The organism is Pontibacter sp. SGAir0037, assembly GCF_005491705.1.
Classification (GTDB): domain Bacteria; phylum Bacteroidota; class Bacteroidia; order Cytophagales; family Hymenobacteraceae; genus Pontibacter.
This window is the reverse complement of sequence record NZ_CP028092.1, coordinates 2,533,000-2,555,624: the sequence shown is the minus strand read 5'-3', so window position 1 is coordinate 2,555,624 and position 22,625 is coordinate 2,533,000. Positions and strand designations below refer to the sequence as shown.

Genomic DNA, 22,625 nt, shown 5'->3' with positions numbered 1-22,625 from the left:
GTCTTTTGTGAATTAGAATTTTACATTAAACCCTAAAGTATATGTTCTGGGCCGTGGGTATTGAAAAAAGAAGATATTCTGCCCCCATTGATCACCTCCCCAGGAAGTAGCCTCCGGATCATATCCCTGGAACTCATCCGAATGAACAACAAAAGCATTCTGGATGCTACCATATACCCGCAGCCCTTTCAAATTAAGACCAGGCATAAAATTGTTGCCGAAGTTATAGCCAAATGTAATCAGGTTGCCTCTCAGGTAAGAGCCATTGGCTACCCATCTGCTGTCTATTTCGCTGTTCTGGCCCGCATAAGCCTGATTTCTGATTTCCTGCACCATTGTATTCTGGTTCTGTGGCGTCCAGCCTTCGGTTAAAATAGTGCGTAAACCGTTTGCTATACCAGAGCGGTCTTCAGTGGAGTGGTAAAACTGCTGTAAAATATCCACGCCGTATACAAACTGCAGGTCTACACTTAAATCAAAGTTTTTGTAGCTGAAGTTGTTGATAAAGCTGCCCGACCAATCTGGTAAGCCTTTCCCCAAGATTGTTTTCTGAGTTGCACGCTTCGCCTCACCAGGAACGGCACCCACTCTGGCGGCGGCCTCTACTTCATCAGTTCCCCAGATACCCAGGCGTTCGTAGCCCCAGAAAGAACTGAGCGATTCTCCGACACGCAGAATAGTCTGGCTGCCTGATACCCACCAGGGACCAGGTTCGATATCTTCATTGTTTTCACCCAGTTTTTCTATTCTGTTTTTGTTGTAGTTAAAATTGAGGGTTGAACGCCAGTTAAAATTGCTGTTCTCAATGTTGACTGTAGAAATTAATGCCTCAATACCACGGTTAGACACTGAACCTATATTGTCGCGCACAGCCGTAAAACCTGTTGTGTGTGGTACCGGCCTGTCGAGTAGCAAATCAGTCGTAAGCTTGTAGTAGTAATCGAATTCTAATTCAAGTCTATGGTTAAAGAGCATGGCGTTAAAGCCCACGTCAAACTGCTTCGTGCGTTCCCATTTCAGATCTTGGTTTGGCAGCCTGTTTACATAGCTTTCAGGTGCCCGGCCGCCGCCAATCAAAACAGTGCCTGATGAAACCGTTGCCAAAGACTGATATGTCGGAATTTCTGTATTTCCGGTTATACCATAGCTGGTTCTCAGTTTAAATTGATTTAGCACATCGATATTCTGAAGAAATGGCTCGTTAGATATAACCCATCCCAAACCTAAAGAAGGGAAGAAGCCGTATTTGTTGCTTTCTCCAAACCTGGATGAGCCGTCGATGCGGCCTGTAAATGTAACCAGGTACTTATCATTGTAAGTATAGCCGCTACGCAGGAAGTATGAGTTCATTGTCCACTCATCGTAATCTGACTGGGGAGCACCTGGCTGGCTGGCTGCCTGTATGCGGTTATACTTGAAAAAATCATCTCCAAAGCCCCGGGCTTCTACCGAGTTAGATTCATACGTTCTTTGTTGCCAGCTTAAACCTAATACTGAATTAATCCGGTGCTTACCAAGCTCTTTATTATAGGATAAAAAAGTTTCTTCCTGCCAGTAGTTAACTATTTGATCCTGCAGATAAGCCCTGCCAAGAGGAGAAGAAATGTTAAGCAGATCCGTTGGATAATACTCTTGAAACTTTCTGTCGTGCCGATCAAAGCCAAATTGTGTTCTTAAATCCAGTCCTGGCAAAATATGAAATGTCAGATAGGTGTTGCCAAAAAGCTGAGTACGGTTTCTGAGCCTTTCCTGTGTTTCGAGTACATGAACAGGGTTGGCCATACCTTCCAGGTTATAAGCATCACTTATCATACTGCTGTTACTCCAGGTGCCATCCGGAAACTTGACCGGAAAAATAGGAGGCATCTCTATCATAGTCCGGCGCGGCATCTGGTGTCCACCACCTTCCTCTGCTTCATTCTCGCGGGTGTAGTTTACTAATATGTTAGCGCCTATAGACAGCCATTTCTTCGGAGTAGCATCGTAAGCTAGTTTTCCATTTATTCGCTCCAGCCAGCTGTTCAACATAATACCTTCCAGTTTAGCATAGTTCAGAAATGTGCCAAAAGAAGATTTCTCACTTTTAGACTGCAAGGATAACTGGTGGTTATGCGAAATAGCAGTGCGGGTCGCTTCGTCCTGCCAGTCGGTATCATACAATGGATTACCGTTGGCATCAAATAAGCGCGGATCGTTTCTTGTAAAAACCGGATCAGATTCCGGCCTGTACTTTGGAGTATTAGCCATGCCTGTTCCAACTACCTGCAGCCATTCCTGAGCGTTTAACAGATCCATTTTTTTTCTTAACTGGCCTACGCTTAACCACCCGTCATACCCAATCACTACCCCTTCTGTTGTGGCTCCTCTTCTGGTTGTTACTAGTATAACACCATTAGCGCCTCGTGCCCCATAAATAGCCGTAGAAGAAGCATCTTTCAGGACCTCCATACTTTGTATATCATTAGGGTTTAGAAACTGGATATCTTCCATTACAACTCCATCCACTACATAAAGTGGTCCTGAAGAAGCATTTATTGTTCCCACACCTCTGATGATTACGCGAGGGCTACTGGTAGGGGAGCCGGAATTCAGTTTCACGTTTACTCCTGCTATTCTGCCTTGTAAGCCTTGCAGGGCATTTGTAACAGGGGCCCTTAATAGCTCTTCAGAACTTACAACACCCACTGAACCAGTAACGTCAGACCTTTTCTGAGTACCATAGCCAACTACTACAACCTCTTCCAGCGCTCTACTGTCTTCTTCTAAGGTTACATTAATGCTTGTTCTGTTGTTAATAGGAACTTCCTGGCTTTGGTAGCCTATATAAGAATATACAAGCGTGCCGCTTCCGTTGGGAACAGTTATGGTATAGTTACCGTCAGTATTAGTGGGCACGGCATCCGATGTGCCTTTTAAAAGTACAGTTACGCCAGGAAGAGCTGCACCGGTTTTGTCAGTTACACGACCTGTAACTGTAACCTGGTTCTGAAGATTGTGATTGCTTGAAGCCTTAGGTGATAGCTGTGTTTCTGTAGCCCTGGAGTGCCTGATATGAATGTTGCTGTTGATAAGTTTAAACTCAAGCCCAGTTTCTGCAGCAATATGATCCAGTACTTTGTTCAGGGGCTCCTCTTTTACATTGATAGTTATTTCTTTATTGGTTGGTAGTTCTTTTTCATCGTAAGTAAAGCGGAAGGGAGTTTGAATTTCAATTTTATGTATAAAATCCTGCAGAGATGCACGAGAGAGGGAGAGTATTACTTTGGTTTTTTTCATATCAACTTCCAGCAGTTCCTTGTCTGCTGCGAACGCCGAAAGAACTGACGCAAAGAGCAAAAACACACTAACAGATAATGTTCTTCTTGCTCTACCTATTAATAGGTAGTAAAATCTGTTTTTCATAAATTTGTGATGTTTAGTTTGATTCAATTCATTTAAACAACAGCCTCCTCCATTTAATATGCGCCAACAGATTGTGTGGGGAGGTATTCAACAGCCAGTCCTCACCAGGGCTGGCTGTTTATTCATTCTTTTTCCTCTTGCATAGGTATAGAGTTAGTTAAATTTAATAATCACTTTTCCATTCGTTTCTTGGTGGGTAAAGTCCTTCACAAATCCGATTCCTTCCAGTACTTTGTCAAGGGTTTCATTATGATATTCACCTGTATAATTCCATGAAGTATCTTTTTCTCCATAAGTATCTACTTCTATAGTCACACCGTACCAGTTTTCCAGTTTTCGAACGATTTGTTTCATGTCAGCTTTCTTAAAATAAAGGATGCCTTGCTGCCAGCCAAGTACTTCTGTGCGATTATAGCTTGCTACCTGGTATTTATCTGAATGGTGGTCATAGTATAATTGCTGCCCAGGTATCAGAAGGGACATTCTTTTGTTCAGTTCGGGCTTTTCTTTGGTTATTTCTACCAAACCAGTGGCAAGAGCTATCGCTAAATTGTTTTCTTGACTATAGTTGATGTTAAAAGAAGTACCTAATGCCTTTGTCGAAATATTTCCGGTATGTACTATAAAAGGACGAAGGCTATCTTTTGCAACTTCAAAAAAGGCTTCCCCCCATAATTTTATCTCACGAGTATGGGGCGTAAAATCTTTCGGATAAGTAATTTTGCTGCCGGCGTTCAGTATAATTGTTGAGCCGTCGGCCAGTTTAATTGTTTTTCGAATGCCTGGCTTGGTTGTTACTGAAACAATTGTCGGGCTTTTGGTTTTTAAAGTGGACGTATAAGCTATAAATGCCCAGACAAGACAAAGAGGAAGTAAAACTGCCGCTACAGCTTTCAACCAAAAGAGAGGCTGGTGCAGTTTTATTACCAGCGCCTGATGCTCATCAGGTGCACAATCATCTGAATCTGTTGTTTCCTTAAGTTGCTCTTTTAGTTTAAGAAACAACTTCTTTGGATCATGCGAGTGATTAATAGGTATATCTGTTTGTTCGGCTTCCTGCCATACAAAGTTTAAATCAAGTTCCTGCTCCGGGGTTATTTCATTTGATTGAAACCACGTAAGTACTTGTTGTAGCTCCTCTGGTGAGCATTTACCTTCATAAAACCTATCCAAAAGATGCTTGTTCATGAGATTAAACAGGTGTATCTATCACATATACACTTTATGCTGCTTCTGCACCACCTTCTTTTAAAAAAAATAATTAAGTACTCACTTTTGTTAATGATTATTTCATTTTCTACTTTTAGATATAAGTTTATTCAACACCACAGCAATTAAACTTATCATGAATCGAAAAGGCAGTGAATGTTTGGCTGGTATTCTTGAGGCTGTCAAAGCAGATAACATAGCTGCTTTTGAACAACTCTATCAGCTATGTGAACCTAAGCTGTATTCATTTGCCATGCACCTCACCAGGCAGAAAGAAGATGCCGAAGAAGTAGTGCAGGAAGTATTTCTGAAAATATGGGAGGGTAGAAAAAGCCTTGATCAGGAGCTGAATTTTGATGGCTATTTATTAAGTATTGCCAAGCATTTAGTGTATAACAAAGCAAGGCGCAGAGGTTATGAGTTTGCCTTTAAGCAGTATTTAACTAAATCAAGAATAAACATAGATAGGTCAACTGAAGAGGCTGTTGCCTACAGGGACCTGGAAAAGTTGCTCGAAGAGTTTTATACAAATCTGCCGCCGGTAAGAAAACAGGTTTTTCTATTGAGTCGTGTAGAGGGCAAAAGTAACTCTGAAATAGCCAAATTGCTTAATACCAGTACCAGCAATATAGAAAACCATCTTAACAAGGCCCTGAAAGTAATCAAAAACAGGTTTAAAGGCTATGAACTTTACTAGCTATTAAATGAGTGCTTCCTATTATAAGGTGTTGTCAATCAAGATTTAAAACGAACTCTAAACTCAGTTCCTTCGCCTTCCACAGAGTTTACTTCTATAGAACCTCCTGCATTGTCTACTATTCGTTTTACAATATACATACCTATACCGCTCCCATCTACATGAGAATGAAATCTTTTAAACATAGTATAAAGCTGACGTTGATTTTCTTCACTCATGCCAAGGCCATTGTCTTTTACCCGCAGCACCACATCCCCGTCCTCCTCTTTCGTTGAGATCCAAATATTACAGGCTTTTTTATCTGACCTGTATTTCATGGCATTACTTAAGAGGTTGTACAAAATGCTGCGAAAGTTCTTTCGGGAGAAGTTGAGCGTTTTAACTTGAAAGTCAGTTATGATGTGGCAAGGGAACTGCGACTCTTCAAATAAAAAATGCATGTCGCTCCGAATGCTTTCAAAGATGTTGTTTACATCTACTTTTTCATCATTGCAATCCTCCTCCAGGCTTTTTTGCAGCTTGCTTATAGTTGTAAGATCATCTACTGTATTTTTAAAACGAGTAATAGACGCCTGGATATAGCTATTTAGCTGGTGAACTTCCCGGATATCAACACTCGGGTTGTCCAGAGAGTCCATCAATAGTTGCATCAGGGCCTCAATATTGAGTATGGGAGCTCTCAGGTCGTGAGAGGCAATATAGATGAACTGGTCCAGGTCGCGGTTGATTTTTGCCAGCTCTTCATTTTTGTGAGCTAATGCATCCTCTTCCAGTTTTTTAGAAGTCAGGTCTTTCGTTACTTTAGTAAAACCAATCAACTCACCTTGGTGATTGTAAACAGCTGTAAGCACAATGCTGGCCCAAAATGCTGAACCATCTTTCTTTCTTCGCCACCAATCAGTTTCATGCTTTCCATGTTTTTTAGTTAGCATAAGCTCTTCTTCGGGCTTACCAGCATGTTGATCTTCTTTGCAGAATAATATACCAAAGTATTGGCCAATAATTTCCTCTTCTTTATATCCTTTGATACGTTCCGCTCCAATATTCCAGGTCATGATGTTACCTTCTGTATCCATCGCAAAAATGGCACAGTCTTTTACCTGTTCTATAAAATGGGATGATATATGGGTATCAAAATCTTTTATCATAATTATAAATGAAATAGAATAAGTAAAAAAGGCATAGAAGTTTTACACTTTAAATGATGTAAGGTTACACTAATCATGTAAGCGCGCATTATCAGTAATAACTGACTAGATAGTTAATAATTGTTTTCTAAATCTACCGGTTAAGGGACAAGAAATTTTTATTTGAAATCTGGAGCTATTCCTATATTTTGTATTGCAATAGCAGTGCAGGCTCTGGAACCTGTAAAAGTGAGATTGCTGCCTTTACAAAATAAAACGACTATGGAATACAGACAATTAGGTGCATCAGGATTAGAAGTGCCTGTATTATGCTTTGGAACGGCTACCTTTGGCGGTGGCAACGCATTTTTTAAAGCATGGGGAAGTACACAGGTAGAAGAAGCCACCCGGCTGATAAACCTGTGTATGGATGCCGGTGTCAATTTTTTTGATACGGCAGATATTTATTCTGATGGTCTTTCAGAAGAAATTTTAGGCAAAGCACTGAAAGGGCTGCGCGATAAGGTGCTGATCTCGACGAAAGGTACATTTCCTTTCGGAGAAGGTCCTAACAACCAGGGCTCCTCCCGCTTTCACTTAACCCGGCAAGTAGAAGGAAGCCTGAAAAGGTTGAACACAGATTATATAGATATCTACCACATGCATGGCTTCGACGGAAACACGCCGGTAGAGGAAACGCTGCGCACCCTCGACGATTTGGTGCAAAGTGGAAAAGTACGGTATATCGCCGCATCAAACTTCTCCGGCTGGCACCTGATGAAATCCTTGGCTGTGTCTGAAAAGTATGGCTGGAGCCGCTATGTCGCTCATCAGGTTTATTACTCGCTGGCAAACCGGGAGTATGAGTGGGAACTGATGCCTCTGGGCCTGGATCAGAAAGTAGGGGGCATTATCTGGTCGCCGCTGGCTGCCGGCAGACTGGGAGGGAAGTACAGACGCAATCAGCCTTTGCCTCCCGAAAGCAGGGTGGCACAGGGCGGTAGCCCTGTACCGGAAGCAGTGGTTAATGAAGCGGTTTTTTATGACACCATTGATGCGCTGGACGAGGTTGCCGCTGAAACAGGAAAAACAGTTGCACAGGTGGCCTTAAACTGGCTGTTGCAACGCCCGACAGTATCAAGTATTATCTTCGGTGCCCGAAACGAAGAGCAGTTAAAACAAAACCTCGATGCCGTAGGCTGGAACCTGACGATCGAACAGGTGAAAAAGCTGGATCAGGCCAGTGAAGTACCACCCATTTATCCTTATTGGCACCAAAGGCAAAATACGAAGCTCAACCCTCTACCAGAATTTTATAAATAAGTGGCAGGTGCTGCTGCTACATGCATACATAAACAGATCCAATATACATGAGAAAAACTGTTCTTGATACCCTGTTTCCCCGCAAACACTTTTTAAAAGCCGCCCTGTTACCTACACTGCTCTTTGCCGGATGTAAGGGTGAAGAACCAGTAGACAGGAGAATACATAGTGTCGTGCCCGAAAAGGCTGCCCAAATCGCTGCCTCTATTGAATCTCTGGTAACCCCTGAACTGGCCGATGGCCTCACGCTGCGCCTGTGGGGCATCGATTCACTGGTGGCCGACCCTATTTCTATTGATATAGACGATCAGGGACGCTTGTATTATACCCGAACCAACAGGCAAAAGCATTCGGAGTTTGACATCCGGAGCCACCAGGACTGGGAAATACAGTCTATACAGCTGCAGACGATCGAAGATAAACGCAACTTCCTGCGCAAAGTCTTGTCACCGGAAAACAGCAGTAAGAATACCTGGCTGGCCGATCTGAACCAGGATGGCTCCCACGACTGGAAAGACATGACCGTTGAAAAGGAGCATGTATACAGGCTGGAGGATACTTCAGGAGATGGTGTAGCCGATCAGTCGCAGCTGATGGTGGATGATTTTAACGATGAGGTTACAGATGTGGCCGGTGCCATATTATCGCATGGCGATGACCTTTTTGTTGGCGTTGCTCCGGACCTGTGGCGCATGAAAGACAAAAATGGTGACGGCATAGCAGATGAAAAAACATCGCTTTCGCACGGCTACGGCATTCATGTTGGCTTTGGAGGGCATGGCATGTCGGGACTGGAAATGGGGCCTGACGGAAAGATATACTGGGGTATAGGCGATATTGGGTTTAATGGAGAAGGGAAAGACGGCCAGAAGTATGAGCATCCGAACAGTGGTGTCATTGTCAGGTGCAATCCCGATGGCAGCGATTTTGAGGTTTTTGCACATGGCCTGCGTAACACCCACGAATTTGTGTTTGACGAATACGGAAACCTGATCAGTGAAGACAATGATGGCGACCATCCCGGCGAGAACGAGCGCCTGGTGTATGTGGTAAACGGCTCCGATACTGGCTGGCGCATTAACTGGCAGTTCGGCAAGTATATGGATCCGGACAACAACACCTATAAAGTATGGATGGATGAGAAAATGTATAAGCCGCGTTTCGAAGGACAGGCTGCCTATATAACACCAGCCATTGCTAACTTTGTAAGTGGCCCTACCGGTATGCTATACAACCCGGGCACGGCGCTAAGCCCTAAGTATAAAAATACGTTCTTTATAGTAGAGTTTGTGGGAAATCCGGCACAGTCGGGTATCCATGCATTCAAACTCAAGCCTAAAGGCGCTACGTTCGAGCTTGGGGAAAGTAAAAAGATTATGAGTGGCGTACTGGCTACGGGCATTGATTTCGGGCCTGATGGGGCCATGTATGTGGCTGACTGGATAGATGGATGGGGCACAAAAGACACTGGCCGCATCTGGAAACTGGATGATAAGGAAGGATCAGCCTGGCCGGAGCGACAGCTCACCAAGAAACTTTTGGCAGAAGATTTCAGTAAGCGCAAAGAAAGCGAGTTAGGAGAACTTCTGAAAAACCCGGATATGCGGGTACGGCAAAAAGCACAGTTCGAACTGGCTAAACGAGGAGACAAGGGTGCCGAAGTGTTTAAACAAAGCATCCGGCAGAGAGAGCAACAGCTGGCGCGCGTGCATGCGATCTGGGGCATCAGCCAACTGGCCCGCCAGGATCAGAAATATGGCGAGGTGTTACTACCGTTGCTGAAAGACGCTGACCCTGAAATAAGAGCACAGGCCGCTAAATGGCTGGGTGATGTGCGCTATAAAAAGGCTGGAGCGGCCCTGGTGCCTCTTCTGAAAGATACTAACAGCCGGGCACGTTTCTTTGCAGCCGAAGCTTTAGGACGCATAGCATACGAACCAGCAGTAAACCCTCTTATTGAACTACTGCAGGCAAATAACGATGAAGATGCCTACATACGCCACGCCGGGAGCCTGGCTTTGGCACGCATCGGAAAAGCCGAGCCTGTTATTGCGCTGGCTGAAAATTCATCCTGGGCTTTACGTATTGCAGCTGTTGTGGCACTTCGCCGGATGCAGCACCCGGCAGTAGCTCGATTTTTAAAAGATCAGGATGAGTATATTGTAACGGAAGCTGCCCGTGCCATCAACGACGACCTCTCTATTAAAGAAGCCTTGCCTGCGTTGGGAAATGTGTTGCAGGATACACGATTTACCAACGAAGCTCTACTCAGGCGTGCCATCAATGCTAACCTTCGGGTAGGCACTCCGCAGGCTATGCAAAATCTCATTACGTATTCTCTAAAAGAAGGAGCTCCGGCGGCCATGCGATCTGAAGCAGTGGCAGCACTCAGTACCTGGGGCAAACCTTCCGTTCTGGATCGGGTAGACGGGCGGTACAGAGGTGTAATTACCCGCGATCCGGAGCTGGTACGAAATAACGCCACAGATGGACTTATTCAGTTGACGGCTCATAATGATGCTGCTTTGCGACTTAGTGCTGTAAAGGCAATTGGCAGGCTAAAAGCTGAAAAAGCATCTCCTCAATTATTTACCCGGTTGAAAAGTGATAAACAGCCGGAGGTGCGGGTAGAGGCTTTAAAATCGCTGGCTGCTCTGGATGATCCGCAAATGGGCAAAGCAATTGAACAGGCCTTGTCAGATCAGGAGAAAACGGTGCGGGTAGCCGGGTTGGATATGTTGGACAAGCTCGATATTTCCAAGGAACTGAAGGTTTCGCTGCTTTCTGATGTTATTCAGAAAAGAACGCCTGAAGAAAAACAGGCGGCTTTGCTCTCTCTCGGAACCCTGCCTGCAGAGCAAACGCAACCTGTCTTTAACACATTGCTTACACAGCTTGAGAGTGGTAAGCTGCCCTCCGAAATACACCTGGAACTTGCTGATGCGATAGACAGCACGAAATCGCAGGCTTTGATTGCCAGGTATAAAGAAATAACTGCCAGGCTTTCACCGGATAACCTGACTGCTTCTTTTGAAGGTAGCTTGTTCGGAGGAGATGCCCTGCGCGGCAGGAAGATTTTCTTCAGCCACCAGACAGCGCAATGTATCCGCTGCCATTCGTACGATGATATGGGAGGAAATGCAGGTCCCAGGCTAAATGGCGTCTCGCAAAGGTTGGAACGAACTCAATTGCTGGAAGCGCTCATTAATCCGAGTGCCCGCCTTGCTCCAGGGTATGGTGTAGTAACACTGGAACTGAAGAACGGACGATCAGTAAGTGGTGTGCTGCAGGGGGAAAAAGAAAATAGCTTGTCTCTTAAAATTGGTGGCCAGCCAGACACCTTGATCCGGAAAAATGATATTGCCAAAAGGGTAAATGCGGCCTCCAGTATGCCAAACATGCAGTACCTGCTTACTAAGCGGGAAATACGCGATGTTGTCAGTTTCCTGGCAACGCTTAAGGAAGAACATCCATAAAGATTAATCTTGTGCTTCGCCTGGTCTACCTAAAAGGCCAGGCGACCGGCACAGGTTACTATGCAGATCGTAAACTCAATACAGCAAGGTGAAGTGCTCTTTAGGTTGTGATGTTCGAAAGAAAACGAGGCCGATAAAAAATAAATCTACTGTTTGTAGTACCTGTGGATGTTTCTTAATGTCATTCCAAGCTTTTTTCATTTCGGCAGACCAGTATAGGTCATCTACAACAAACACGCTGCATTCGTGCGCTTTTGTGAGGCAGGCATTGAAATAACGCATCGTGGGTTCGTAACGATGGTTTCCGTCGAAGAATACAAAATCCAGTTGCTCTACCTGCTGCAACTGTTGCTCCAGTGTATCGTCCAGGTTGCCTTCAACAAGCTGCACATGTTTTAGGCCCAGATTCTTAAAGTTTTCGCGTGCCACACGCGCTACGGCAGGGCAGCCTTCAAATGTGTAAAAGCAGCTGTTTTTAGCGGCTTCGGCCAGGTAGGAACTGGTTATACCCAAAGAAGTTCCCAGGTCGAAAACAGTGCGGGGTTTGAAGTGATTTGCCAGCCTGAAGAGCAGCTGACTGTATTTGGCTGGTTTAGCCGATGAGGCAGCGATCCGCTTTACTTTGCGTGCCAGCTTTTTACCGCTTTTGGGGCCCGCGCCGAAATCTGTTACCTGCAGCGTCCGGTGATCATGGAGCAGCTTATCCCGAAGTGCCTCTACTCTAAGATAAGCATAGTAGTTTCCTTTATGCCTGATGACATTGTTGTAAAGATTAAATATAAAAGGAGAATGGACGCCATGAAGTTTAATAGAACGCAGTCTGTACTGCAGGTAATCGGCGGCAAAGCGGAACGGGAGCACTTATAATTTCTTAGGGTTAATAAAGTTTGCTTCAGGTTGTAATAAGCAGAATAAATTCTGTTGCCTGGCAAAAATAGCATTTGTGCTTGGAAAAAATAGTATAATATTAAAATTAGCTAATAATATAGTATGCTCACCCTTAGTTCAGCTTGTAAGGCACTATCAGCACAAATTCAGGAATAGTTACCTTAAACTGCCTGCCGTCAACCAGGCGCTCCATCAGGTAGGTGCCGCGCATTTTACCAATTCCTGTTTTCAGGTTGCAGCCCGAAACATACTCGTGCGACTCTCCCGATTCCAGCACAGGCTGCTGGCCTACTACACCTTCTCCCTCCACTTCACGCACTGTGCCGGTCGCATCGTGTATAAACCAGTGGCGGCGAAGAAGCTTCACCGTAAATTCGCTGGTATTCTCTATATGAATCTTATAAGCAAATACATAGTGCTGCTGTACCGGACTGGAATAATCTGGAAGGTAGTTGGCCGTAACCGTAACTTTTACTCCTTCTGTAGTTTTTGTATCCATGTTACAGAGTTTTTTGTATAATTAGCAATTGTTTCTGGGTCAGGTATAGTTTGCTAACACCGAAACAACCTGTTTTATTCCAAAGTTAAAACTTCTCCTTCAATGACTGTAAAGATAGAAGAAAGCTGGCAAAATGTATTACAAGATGAATTTGAAAAACCGTATTTCAAAAACCTTGTAGCCTTTGTTAAAGACGAATACGCCAGCCAAAAAGTTTACCCGCCCGGCAACCAGATTTTTAATGCTTTTGCCATGTGTCCCTTCGATGAGGTAAAAGTAGTTATACTGGGGCAGGACCCTTACCACGGGCCAAACCAGGCAAACGGGCTTGCTTTTTCTGTGAGCGATAAAGTGCGTACACCGCCTTCTCTTATTAATATTTTCAAAGAAATTAAGTCTGACCTGGGAAAAGACCTACCGCCAACGGGTAACCTGGAGCGCTGGGCAAAACAGGGGGTGCTGTTACTAAATGCCACACTTACAGTAAGGGCCGGAGCAGCGGGTTCTCATCAGAAAAAAGGATGGGAAGATTTTACCGATGCCGTTATAAAGCAGGTAAACGACCGAAAGGAAGGAGTAGTGTTTATGTTGTGGGGTGCCTATGCTCAAAAGAAAGGAGCCTTTATTGATGCCGGTAAGCACCTGGTATTACAGGCTGCCCATCCATCCCCTTTTGCAGCCGATAGAGGTTTCTTTGGTAGCCGCCATTTCAGTAAGGCGAACGCCTATCTGGAGTCGCAGGGAAAGGAGCCGATTGTTTGGTAGTATAAATTTTTGATTTCATTCCGGGTTACGAACTGAAAGAAACGCGACAATGTTGCAGGAAAAAGCCCTTGCTGCATGCTGATAAAGTAGTACATGTTACATAGTGTATTGTCGTAGCAGATAAGCGGCCTTTCAACCTGACCTGGTAATGAATCAAACATGTAAACAAAATAGCTTTAGGTATAAGATTACCCAGCTGCTGGCTTTTCTGCCGAAACAAGTAGGGTTGTGGCTTTGTGCCATAGTGGCCATGTTGCTCTGCTGGGCAGCCGGACAGCCGTTAAATCAGCTGGAGCCAATTGCGCTGGTGGCAGAGCCAATGCCTTTCACACCGAAAGAGTTTTACATAGCAGATGTTGTAGATGAGCGCAAAGACCGGAAAGCTGTTGCCTATCTTTTCCCTGAGACTGTAGGCACGGATAAACCCGGTGCTACGCAAGCCATTGATCTGAAAGGCGGGACTATAGCCGGGCTTAAGCAGTATCTTAACAAAAGTCTGCCTCAGAATACAAAGCTGCGGCCTGTCATTATCAGGCTAAAGGAGTTAAAGGTTACAGAGAGCGCAGGTGCAACTGGTACAGTAGAAGGAAAGGTATCTGTTGTGATGGAATTTGATTTAAAGCGTGATGGAGAGACCGTTCAGTTGCTGCAGTACAAAGGCGGGGCTAAGTATGGCAGATCCCCCAGAAAACAAACAGCGGTAGAACCTGCACTGCGCCAATCACTGGTTAACGCGCTCAAATACCTGAATACCTGGATGGACAAGGAAGCCGATGTGAATGAGAAGCTGGCCAGGGAGGTTAGGGTGTTCATCTCAGATCATGTAGCGCAAAACGCCGATACAGTTTTTTATAATGCCAGCCGTCCGTTAACTTGGAACGACTTCAGAGGCAGCCCTTCCAAACCCAGTTCGTTTGCAGCGTCAGTTTTCCCGAGCTTTGGATACGAGAGCCGTTTTGAAGTTGAAAAGGGGATTATTAATATTTATCTGACGATGCGCGTGTTTATGGTGAAGGACTACTCGTGGGTGAGAGCCGGGAAAGACCCTTACGGGCTGAACCATGAGCAGCGCCATTTTGATATTGTAAAGCTGGTGTCCGAGCGGTACAAGCAAAAGGTGCAGCCCGAAAACCTGACAGTGGCCGACTATAACAGCATTATGCAGTACCAGTATATTGAGTCTTTCAGGGAGATGAACCGTATGCAGGAACAATATGATATGGAGACACGGCATGGGCTTGATCGGCTGGCCCAGGAACGCTGGAACCAGAAAATTGATGAGGAACTACGTGCCTTTGATAAGAAAGCGAGTAAGTAAGCGTGGCAGTGCACTAAAGCAAAAGAGCCGGAACACAATGTATGCCGGCTCTTTTCTTTTTATTGTTTAAAAATCCTGGCTACGTAGCCTCCTCCTGGCGCCATAGCAATTTTCAGCTTCCTGTTCTGCGGAATTTCTATGGTTTCATGTTTATAGTCGGAGCCGGTACGGTTCGCATTCACACCGTCTCTGAAAACCTCTGCTCTGTAGTTGCCATCCCCTAAAAAAGACAGGTCCAGCTCCATTTCTCTGGCATCCCAGTTGGTAAGTGCACCAACATACCATACATCTCCTTTGCGGCGGGCCAGTGCCACGTGCTCAGCAATTTTTCCTTCCAGGGCTATTGTATTGTCCCAGACTTCCGGTACCGAAGCAATGAATTTTGTGCTTTCGGGTTCTTTCATATAAACGGATGGATTATCGGCCAGCATGTTGAGCGGAGATTCAAAAATTACATATTCTGCCAGTTGCCGGCAACGTGTGCCCTGGCTCATCGGCTCGGAGTTGATCGGGCGATAGTTTCCTTTGGAGGCATTGCGCATGGCACCTTGTGTATAATCCATTGGGCCAGCCAGCATGCGTATAAAGGGTATGGTTACATCGTATGTTACCTGGTCTACCTCGGGGGCCGACCACTTCATTTGCTCCAAACCGTGTACACCTTCAAAATTGATCACGTTCGGATAAGTTCTCTGCAAACCGGTTGGTTTGTAGGCACCATGAAAATCGATCAGTAATTTATGGCGGGCTCCTGTCTCGGCGGCTCTGTAGTAAAAATCCACGGCCATCTGGTCGTCCCGATCCATAAAGTCAACTTTAAATCCTTTTACGCCCATGGCTGCATAATGCTTGGCCACCTTTTCCATGTCGCGGTCAAAAGCGTGGTAGCCGGCCCAAAGAATAATACCGACATTCTTTTGCTTAGCATAGCTAAGTAATTCTTCCAGGTTTATTTCCGGTACCACCTGCATCAGATCAGCCTGCAGATTTACAGCCCAGCCTTCATCCAGGATCACGTACTCGATGTTGTTGGCAGATGCAAAATCAATGTAATATTTATAAGTCGGGTTGTTTACCCCCGATTTAAAGTCTACACCCGCTATGTTCCAGTCGTTCCACCAGTCCCAGGCTACTTTGCCCGGGTTTATCCAGGACGCATCTTTTACACGGGAGGCAGAAGCCAGTTTGTACACCATATCATTGTTAGCAAGTTCTTTGTCCTGCGCCGCTATTATAATTGCACGCCAGGGGAAGTTGCGGGTACCTTTGGCTTTGGCGATGTAGTTTTCACGCTCTTTCACGAGTAACTGCAACTGGTTATGGCCGCCTTGCTCTATGGTTTTCGGGTAAGGTGCAAATACACCTGTTAAACTGTTTTGGCCGTTCCTGTTGATCAGGTACATGCCAGGATAACTTTCCAGGTCAGATTCAGTGATACAGACTTTCTTGCCATTGGCTACTTCCACTACCAAAGGTAAAAAAGCCAGCCTTTCCGGATCCAGCCCGGAAAGTGGTGCGTGGGTATAGGTGTTTTCATACGAATTCCAGAACTGTTGCTCAATTGAGTTTTTCTCATACTGCTTTACATAAGGCACAATGGCTTTATAATCGGCATTAAAGTTAAAAGTTGCTTCTTCGCCCTCTACTGTAAAGTCTTTTTTTCTGGAGGTGGCAAAGCGGTAGGCAACCCCATCGTTGTACGCCCTGAATATCACACTGTAATCACCGTTAAAGTTTAATACCAGCTCGTTGTAATGATCGGTAACCTGGGCTTTTTTATAAATCGGGGCCTGGATGGTTTGGTTTACAGTATTACGCTTTGTGTTGCGTACCCTGGGTTTTGCCCCGAGCGTTTCTCCGGTAGTAAGTTTCAAGGAAATTGGAGAGGGAGCAATTACCTGATCTGCTTCATGCGTAACAGCGTATGTAATTTTATCTTTTACATCTACTGTTGCCTTTATCTTGCCATCGGGAGATTGTACGGTATAGTCTTGGGCAAATACACCGCCGCTATAGCCTATCAGAAAGACTAACAGAAATAACCTGTGCTTCATATATAGTTGAATTAGTGCTTATTTGGAAGCCTTAACTTACAAATAATAAAGCATAGGAAAAAGAAGAAGTATATTTCTATAATGTATAAGATATCTAATAATATATAAGCTGAATATGATGCCGTTAAATTAGATGATTAAGTAGGGCACAAGTTAAAACCTAAAGGTTTGCGGTTTTCAGGACTTACTTGTTACCAGATAAGTAAGCGTTGCAAGTATAAGGCCATGCTGCTTTTTCATTTTGTCCAGCACATACTCCATCACCAGGTAATCTACCAGGTCCTGGTCATAATCGTCGAGCAGGAGTGCATATTTAAACTCGATAATATCAATGTAGCATAACTCGTGTTTTTCCATCAGGAAGGCACAGATGCTATAGTAAAGTTCCTGAGAATGCTGTTCCTCCAACTCAATCTTCAGCACATCCTTCACAGCCTGCTTGGCACTCTTTTTAACCATTTTGTTTAATCTAAGTAGTATTCGGGAATCTGCTATAAATACGTAAAGGCATACTTATGTTTCTGTTTATTAAACAAAACGATGAATTATGTTAGTAAATCTGAATAAATTTCCTGTAAAACTGGCTGCCTGTGCCTCTAAAGGTTTGCTATATCCTGCACCGAAATATTTTAAGACGCAGCTAACTCAATCGAACAAGCCAGCTCTGGGAGGGCTTTGCGACTAAGTGTCGTTTCAGATGTGCCATAAGGCAGAAGAAATTTAGTAACTTTGAGGCCAAAGCTTATCAACTTAACCCCAACGCTATGTCATTTGCTTCTCTTGGTTTGTCTGCTCCTCTTCTAAAAGCCATAGAAGACCTCGGTTATACACAGCCTTACCCGATTCAGTCAGAGGCCATTCCTGCCATTTTAAAAGGAAAGGATGTAACTGGAATAGCCAAGACAGGCTCCGGGAAAACAGCAGGCTATGTATTACCGGTGCTCGAGTTGCTTAAAAACAAGAAGATTTCCCGTAACAGGTACATTAAAGCATTGGTGCTGGTGCCAACCCGGGAACTGGCGGTGCAGGTAGGGGAGGTGTTTCAGGCTTTCAGCAGGCACCTGTTGCGCCGGGTAAAGTCGCTGGCGGTATTCGGAGGGGTTTCCATTAATCCGCAGATGATGCAGCTGAGTGGTGTGGAGGTACTGGTAGCTACTCCCGGAAGGTTACTTGATCTCATTTCTTCCAACGCGGTACACCTTTCCGAGGTAGAGGTGCTGGTGCTGGATGAGGCCGATAAAATGCTGAACCTGGGCTTTCAGGAAGAGGTGAACAAGGTGCTGGCGCTGCTGCCGGCAAAAAGACAGAATATTCTATTTTCCGCTACCAAAGGCGAAGAAGTAGAGGCTTACCTGAGCGACTTACTGCAGGATCCATTCAGAATCGAAATTGAGGAAGAGGCTGTTGTTCCCGATTTGATCGATCAGGTAGCTTACCAGACTCCGGCTGAGCGCAAAGGGCCTTTACTGCGTTACCTGATTCAGCAGGAGAATATGGAGCAGGTGCTGGTATTCACTTCCTCTATCAGGGCGGCAGACAATGTGGTCGGGAAGCTTATGAAAAACGGTGTAGCAGCGGCGGCCTTTCATGGCGAGAAAAGCCAGGGAGGCAGAACCGAAGCTCTCAAGCAGTTCAAAGCAGGTAAAATAAGGGTATTGGTCGCAACTGACCTGGCCTCACGCGGTATAGATATTAAATTTCTGCCCTTCGTGATTAATTACGAGCTGCCGCGTTCGCCGAAAGACTATGTGCACCGGATTGGCAGAACAGGCAGAGCAGAAGCATCCGGGAAAGCAATCTCTTTGGTAACGCCGGAAGATGAACACCACTTCCGTATCATACAAAAGAAAATGGGCAAGCGTGTTCCCATGCTGCCTACCGACGATATTAATTTACAGGGTTACTAAAGAGGGGCTGCAGTGGGTTGATTAACAGCTGAAAAAGCTGTTTCTTTGTGGAAGTATGTCAGTAGCCATCACATCTTTAAATTCGGGAAGCAATGGGAATTGTTATTATATCGGAAACCAGCAGGAGGCCGTGCTGGTGGATGTAGGTATTTCCTGTCTTGAAACCGAGAAGCGTATGCGCCGGCTGGGCCTTTCGATGCATAAAGTAAAGGCTATTTTTGTATCGCATGAGCATTCAGATCATATTAAAGGAGTACCTGTGCTGGCCAGGAAATATAAAATTCCTGTTTATATAACAGCGGATACCCTAAACTATGCCAGGCTGTCGTTTGATAAAGTAGAATTACTCTCTTTCTGTGCCTATGCTCCTGTTCAGGTTGGCAGTTTCACTGTTACAGCCTTTCCTAAATTTCATGATGCTGCCGATCCGCACAGCTTTATCGTTTCGTGTGGCGATGTGACTATTGGCGTATTTACTGATATTGGTGCTCCCTGTGATCATGTAATTCAGCATTTCCAGACCTGCCACGCTGTATTTCTGGAAGCGAATTACGATGAGAAAATGCTGGAACAGGGCCGTTACCCGTATCACCTGAAGAAGCGGATCAGAGGCGGGCACGGACATTTATCAAACCGCCAGGCGCTGAACCTCTTTACAGGCTACAAGCCTGCTTTCATGAGCCATGTACTGCTATCACACTTATCTAAAGACAACAATTCGACTGATCTGGTTTATGAGCTGTTCAATAAGTATGCAGAAGGTACAGAAGTGGTAGTTGCCTCCCGTTTCGAAGAAACCCCCGTATATCATATTACCTGTACCGGAACCGCCTTACCACCCAAACTACAGCAAAAGCCAACCCAACTCAGCCTTTGGGGATAGAAATTTAGAATGATAAAGTGTTAGCTTTAGTAGACTAATTTTTTACAATGCCAAGTGTATAGTCGGCTTTGTAGGTCAAACCACTTTCAAACATTTTAACCTTTTTACTTTCAAACTACCTAAAGTCGTTGTTTATTTCTATCCAGTGGCCGTCGGGGTCCTGGAAATAGATCTGTTTTACACCGTCTACACGCACAGTGGGTTTCTGAGCTGTGCCGGGCCAATCTGTAAATTTTACCTTATGGTTCTGAAGGTTAGCTATAAAATCGTCAATAGAAGCCACACTGAAGCATAAATGGTCATTCTTGTTCCGTTCAACAGTACCATTTGCCCCTTTTATCAAATGAAGCTGTCCGGCTGCACCCATGCTAAACCAGGTATGCAAACCATCGTGGAAGGGCTCCGGTATTTCTTCCAATTGAAGTACATTTTTATAAAAAGAAGTACTCTTTTCCAGGTTCTGTACATATATAGCAATGTGGTTCAGGCGTATAGCTGGTCTGGCCGCTGATTGTGCCTGCGCAAACGAGAAGGAAAAAAATAGCAGGATAAAGGCTGTAAGCAGGTACTTTGTCTTCATATAAGTAGTTGTTTGTTCTCACTAAAGATATAGATAAATCCACAATATGCTATAGTGGCTAGTTGTAAGATTCAAAGTCAGAAATGGCGCTTTCTCCCGGGGGCCTTATCATTTTGTTTATCCCGACGCAGGATATACCTTGCAACCTCTTGCTTAGAATAAAGTTAAATCCCTTCATGAAGAGAAACCTTTTACTCACGCTAATATTCCTTATACTTACTGCTGGCTGTCTACATGCTCAGAAAGCTAAGCCAATCGATGCGAAGGCAACGGCAGAAACCAAAGCCTTGTTTAAGAATCTCCGGAAGCTTTCTCAAAATCATACCCTGTTCGGGCATCAGCACGCTACGGAGTACGGGCACGGCTGGAGAAATGAGCCAGGCCGTTCCGATGTAAAGTCTGTAACAGGTTCGCATCCTGCAGTTATTGGTGTTGACTTTAGCGGTTTTTCAGGCCGGGCACCGGAGGCAATTCAAAAAGCGAAAGAAGACCTGCGCAACAATGTTGTGGACACCTATAACAGGGGAGGCCTGACTACGGTAGCCTGGCACTTTTCAAACCCTGTTTCCCAGGGTGGTTTTTACTGGGCCGATTCTGTATCGGTTGCAGCAGTGCCTATGCTTATACCCGGTGGTGAAGCCCATGAGCAGTATAAGGAAATATTGAATGGTATCGGGGAATGGGCGCATAGTATCAAAGGAGCAGATGGAAACTTAGTGCCCGTAATTTTCAGGCCATATCATGAGTTTGACGGTGGCTGGTTCTGGTGGGGTGCTCCCCATACATCCCGCGAAGACTTTATTACGCTCTGGCGCTTTACTGTTTCTTACCTGCGCGACAGCCTGGGGGTGCATAACTTTATCTATGCGTTTTCGCCTGATAATAAATTTGAGTCAGAGGCAGATTTTCTGGAGCGTTACCCTGGGGATGAATGGGTAGATATGGTGGGAATGGACAATTACGCAGATATGGGGCGCGACAGGTATGACCTGGAAACTGCCTTTAGAAAACTGAAAATTGTATCAGACTATGCGATAAAAGCAGGCAAACTGGCTGCCTTTACCGAAACCGGACTGGAGTCGATTCCTAACCCAACCTGGTGGACGGAAACACTGCTGAAGGTGATGAAACGGGATGACCTGCGATTGGCTTATGTGCTGGTGTGGCGAAACGATATGCGTAGCCCAACCCACTACTATGCTCCTTATCCTGGTCATGAAAGTGTGCCTGACTTTATCAAATTTTACAGCGACCCTTATACGCTATTCGAAAAAGACTTAGATAACATTTATAAGCGGAAGAAATTTTTAGGCATCTTTTAGAAGCAGAACAAACGTATACAAAGTAAAAGGGCCCCACCTGCTATAGCAGGTGGGGCCCTTTTACTTTAAAATTACATACTTATTTTGCTACTGCCTTGGTAATCTCAGAAAGCAGTTTATAAGAATGTACCCTGGCAGCATGATCGTAGATATGAGAAGTAACCATAAGCTCATCTACCTGTGTCTCATCCAGGAAGCTTTGCAGGCCCTGCTCGATAGTAGCCGGTCCGCCTATAAAAGAATAGCGGAGCATCTGCTGCACGGCATAACGTTCGTTGGCATCCCAGTGCTCGTCGAGGCTCTCGACAGGCGGCGACATTTTATTCGGTGTGCCCCTGATCACATTCAGAAAAGACAGGTATAGAGTGGTTGCGAGGTGCTGGGCTTCTTCGTCGGTATCGGCTGCCACAACATTAACACAAGCCATGGCATAGGGCTCCTGTAGCTGCTCCGATGGCTGAAAGCTATCGCGGTATACCTTCAGGGCCGCATGCAGGCTGGTAGGTGCAAAGTGGCTGGCAAACGCGTATGGTAAACCGAGTATGCCTGCCAGTTGTGCGCCGAATGTGCTGGAGCCAAGTATCCAGACAGGTATGTCAGAACCTTCACCAGGCACTGCTCTTACCCGTGCTGTAGGATCGTGCGGACCCAGGTAATTGCGGAGCTCCTGCACATTCTCCGGAAAATCTTCGCCGGCGCCTCTTAAATCGCGGCGTAAAGCCATGGCTGTTAGCTGATCAGATCCCGGAGCGCGTCCCAAACCTAAATCTATTCTTCCGGGATACAAGGCTTCGAGGGTTCCGAACTGCTCTGCCACAACAAGCGGCGCATGGTTCGGAAGCATAATGCCTCCCGAACCTACCCGGATAGTGGAAGTTCCGCCGGCTATAAAGCCAATCAGAACGGATGTGGCAGAACTGGCGATACCGGCCATATTGTGGTGCTCGGCAAGCCAGTAACGCTTATAGCCGAACTGTTCTGCCTGCTGTGCCAGGTTAAGGCTGTTCGTAAACGAATCATGTATTGTTTTACCTGCCAAAACAGGTACCAGGTCGAGTACAGATAAAGCTGTATCGGCCAGTTGTTTTTTATTGCTACTCATGATATTGCGAATAAACTATTTATTTGTTATAACACTGAAATAGGTTTGCATTTCCCCTCTCCTGTAAAAAAGA

17 protein-coding genes are annotated in these 22,625 nt (G+C 45.2%); 8 read left to right on the top strand and 9 right to left on the bottom strand.

Annotated features, from left to right (window positions below; all coding sequences use genetic code 11):
* Positions 1-12: 12 nt before the first annotated feature.
* Both C1N53_RS10385 and C1N53_RS10380 read right to left on the bottom strand, forming a co-directional pair.
* Positions 13-3,402, bottom strand: a complete 3,390-nt coding sequence (locus C1N53_RS10385; protein WP_240773451.1) for a TonB-dependent receptor — start codon at positions 3,400-3,402, stop codon at positions 13-15.
* Positions 3,403-3,555: 153 nt separating this feature from the next.
* On the bottom strand, positions 3,556-4,590 hold the full coding sequence (locus C1N53_RS10380; protein WP_137759246.1) for a FecR family protein: 1,035 nt from the start codon (positions 4,588-4,590) through the stop codon (positions 3,556-3,558).
* 157 nt (positions 4,591-4,747) lie between these two features.
* Here C1N53_RS10380 and C1N53_RS10375 point away from each other — a divergent pair, with 157 nt between their 5' ends.
* On the top strand, positions 4,748-5,308 hold the full coding sequence (locus tag C1N53_RS10375) for an RNA polymerase sigma factor (RefSeq protein WP_137759245.1): 561 nt from the start codon (positions 4,748-4,750) through the stop codon (positions 5,306-5,308).
* A gap of 38 nt (positions 5,309-5,346) precedes the next feature.
* On the opposite strand, the gene C1N53_RS10370 is transcribed toward C1N53_RS10375, so the two are convergent.
* Positions 5,347-6,456, bottom strand: coding sequence for an ATP-binding protein (locus C1N53_RS10370; RefSeq protein WP_137759244.1), 1,110 nt, complete (start codon positions 6,454-6,456; stop codon positions 5,347-5,349).
* 261 nt (positions 6,457-6,717) lie between these two features.
* On the opposite strand from C1N53_RS10370, the gene C1N53_RS10365 reads away from it, so the two are divergent.
* Together C1N53_RS10365 and C1N53_RS10360 are read left to right on the top strand one after the other, a co-directional pair.
* A complete protein-coding gene (locus tag C1N53_RS10365) occupies positions 6,718-7,758 on the top strand; it encodes an aldo/keto reductase (protein ID WP_137759243.1) in 1,041 nt (346 codons plus the stop codon).
* A gap of 47 nt (positions 7,759-7,805) precedes the next feature.
* Positions 7,806-11,234 carry a HEAT repeat domain-containing protein gene (locus tag C1N53_RS10360; protein WP_137759242.1) on the top strand — a complete coding sequence of 1,143 codons (3,429 nt, stop codon included), beginning with the start codon at positions 7,806-7,808 and terminating at the stop codon, positions 11,232-11,234.
* A gap of 75 nt (positions 11,235-11,309) precedes the next feature.
* On the opposite strand, the gene C1N53_RS10355 is transcribed toward C1N53_RS10360, so the two are convergent.
* Together C1N53_RS10355 and apaG are read right to left on the bottom strand one after the other, a co-directional pair.
* Positions 11,310-12,095: an O-methyltransferase gene (locus C1N53_RS10355; RefSeq protein ID WP_137759241.1), complete on the bottom strand. Its 786-nt coding sequence runs from the start codon at positions 12,093-12,095 to the stop codon at positions 11,310-11,312.
* Positions 12,096-12,234: 139 nt separating this feature from the next.
* On the bottom strand, positions 12,235-12,621 hold the full coding sequence (gene apaG, locus C1N53_RS10350; RefSeq protein ID WP_137759240.1) for a Co2+/Mg2+ efflux protein ApaG: 387 nt from the start codon (positions 12,619-12,621) through the stop codon (positions 12,235-12,237).
* A gap of 102 nt (positions 12,622-12,723) precedes the next feature.
* Between apaG and ung the strand changes: the two genes are divergently transcribed.
* Together ung and C1N53_RS10340 are read left to right on the top strand one after the other, a co-directional pair.
* Complete coding sequence (gene ung, locus C1N53_RS10345; protein ID WP_137759239.1) at positions 12,724-13,386, top strand: uracil-DNA glycosylase; 663 nt, start codon at positions 12,724-12,726, stop codon at positions 13,384-13,386.
* Between the two features lie 148 nt (positions 13,387-13,534).
* Entirely contained in the window at positions 13,535-14,704 is a 1,170-nt protein-coding gene (locus tag C1N53_RS10340; RefSeq protein ID WP_137759238.1) for a hypothetical protein, read from the top strand.
* Positions 14,705-14,763: 59 nt separating this feature from the next.
* Here C1N53_RS10340 and C1N53_RS10335 read toward each other — a convergent pair whose 3' ends face one another.
* Both C1N53_RS10335 and C1N53_RS10330 read right to left on the bottom strand, forming a co-directional pair.
* Entirely contained in the window at positions 14,764-16,758 is a 1,995-nt protein-coding gene (locus C1N53_RS10335) for a glycoside hydrolase family 97 protein (protein ID WP_137759237.1), read from the bottom strand.
* A gap of 177 nt (positions 16,759-16,935) precedes the next feature.
* The gene (locus tag C1N53_RS10330) at positions 16,936-17,217 is read right to left on the bottom strand and encodes a hypothetical protein (protein WP_137759236.1); all 282 of its coding nucleotides are present in this window, start codon (positions 17,215-17,217) and stop codon (positions 16,936-16,938) included.
* 305 nt (positions 17,218-17,522) lie between these two features.
* On the opposite strand from C1N53_RS10330, the gene C1N53_RS10325 reads away from it, so the two are divergent.
* Positions 17,523-18,665, top strand: coding sequence for a DEAD/DEAH box helicase (locus C1N53_RS10325; protein ID WP_137759235.1), 1,143 nt, complete (start codon positions 17,523-17,525; stop codon positions 18,663-18,665).
* Positions 18,666-18,720: 55 nt separating this feature from the next.
* Positions 18,721-19,548: an MBL fold metallo-hydrolase gene (locus C1N53_RS10320; RefSeq protein WP_137759234.1), complete on the top strand. Its 828-nt coding sequence runs from the start codon at positions 18,721-18,723 to the stop codon at positions 19,546-19,548.
* A 115-nt stretch (positions 19,549-19,663) separates the two neighbouring features.
* On the opposite strand, the gene C1N53_RS10315 is transcribed toward C1N53_RS10320, so the two are convergent.
* Entirely contained in the window at positions 19,664-20,128 is a 465-nt protein-coding gene (locus C1N53_RS10315; RefSeq protein ID WP_137759233.1) for a VOC family protein, read from the bottom strand.
* Positions 20,129-20,304: 176 nt separating this feature from the next.
* On the opposite strand from C1N53_RS10315, the gene C1N53_RS10310 reads away from it, so the two are divergent.
* Positions 20,305-21,450, top strand: coding sequence for a glycoside hydrolase family 26 protein (locus tag C1N53_RS10310; protein ID WP_137759232.1), 1,146 nt, complete (start codon positions 20,305-20,307; stop codon positions 21,448-21,450).
* A gap of 79 nt (positions 21,451-21,529) precedes the next feature.
* Here the strand turns inward: C1N53_RS10310 and C1N53_RS10305 are convergent, their stop codons facing one another.
* Entirely contained in the window at positions 21,530-22,552 is a 1,023-nt protein-coding gene (locus tag C1N53_RS10305) for an LLM class flavin-dependent oxidoreductase (protein WP_137759231.1), read from the bottom strand.
* Between the last annotated feature and the right edge of the window lie 73 nt (positions 22,553-22,625).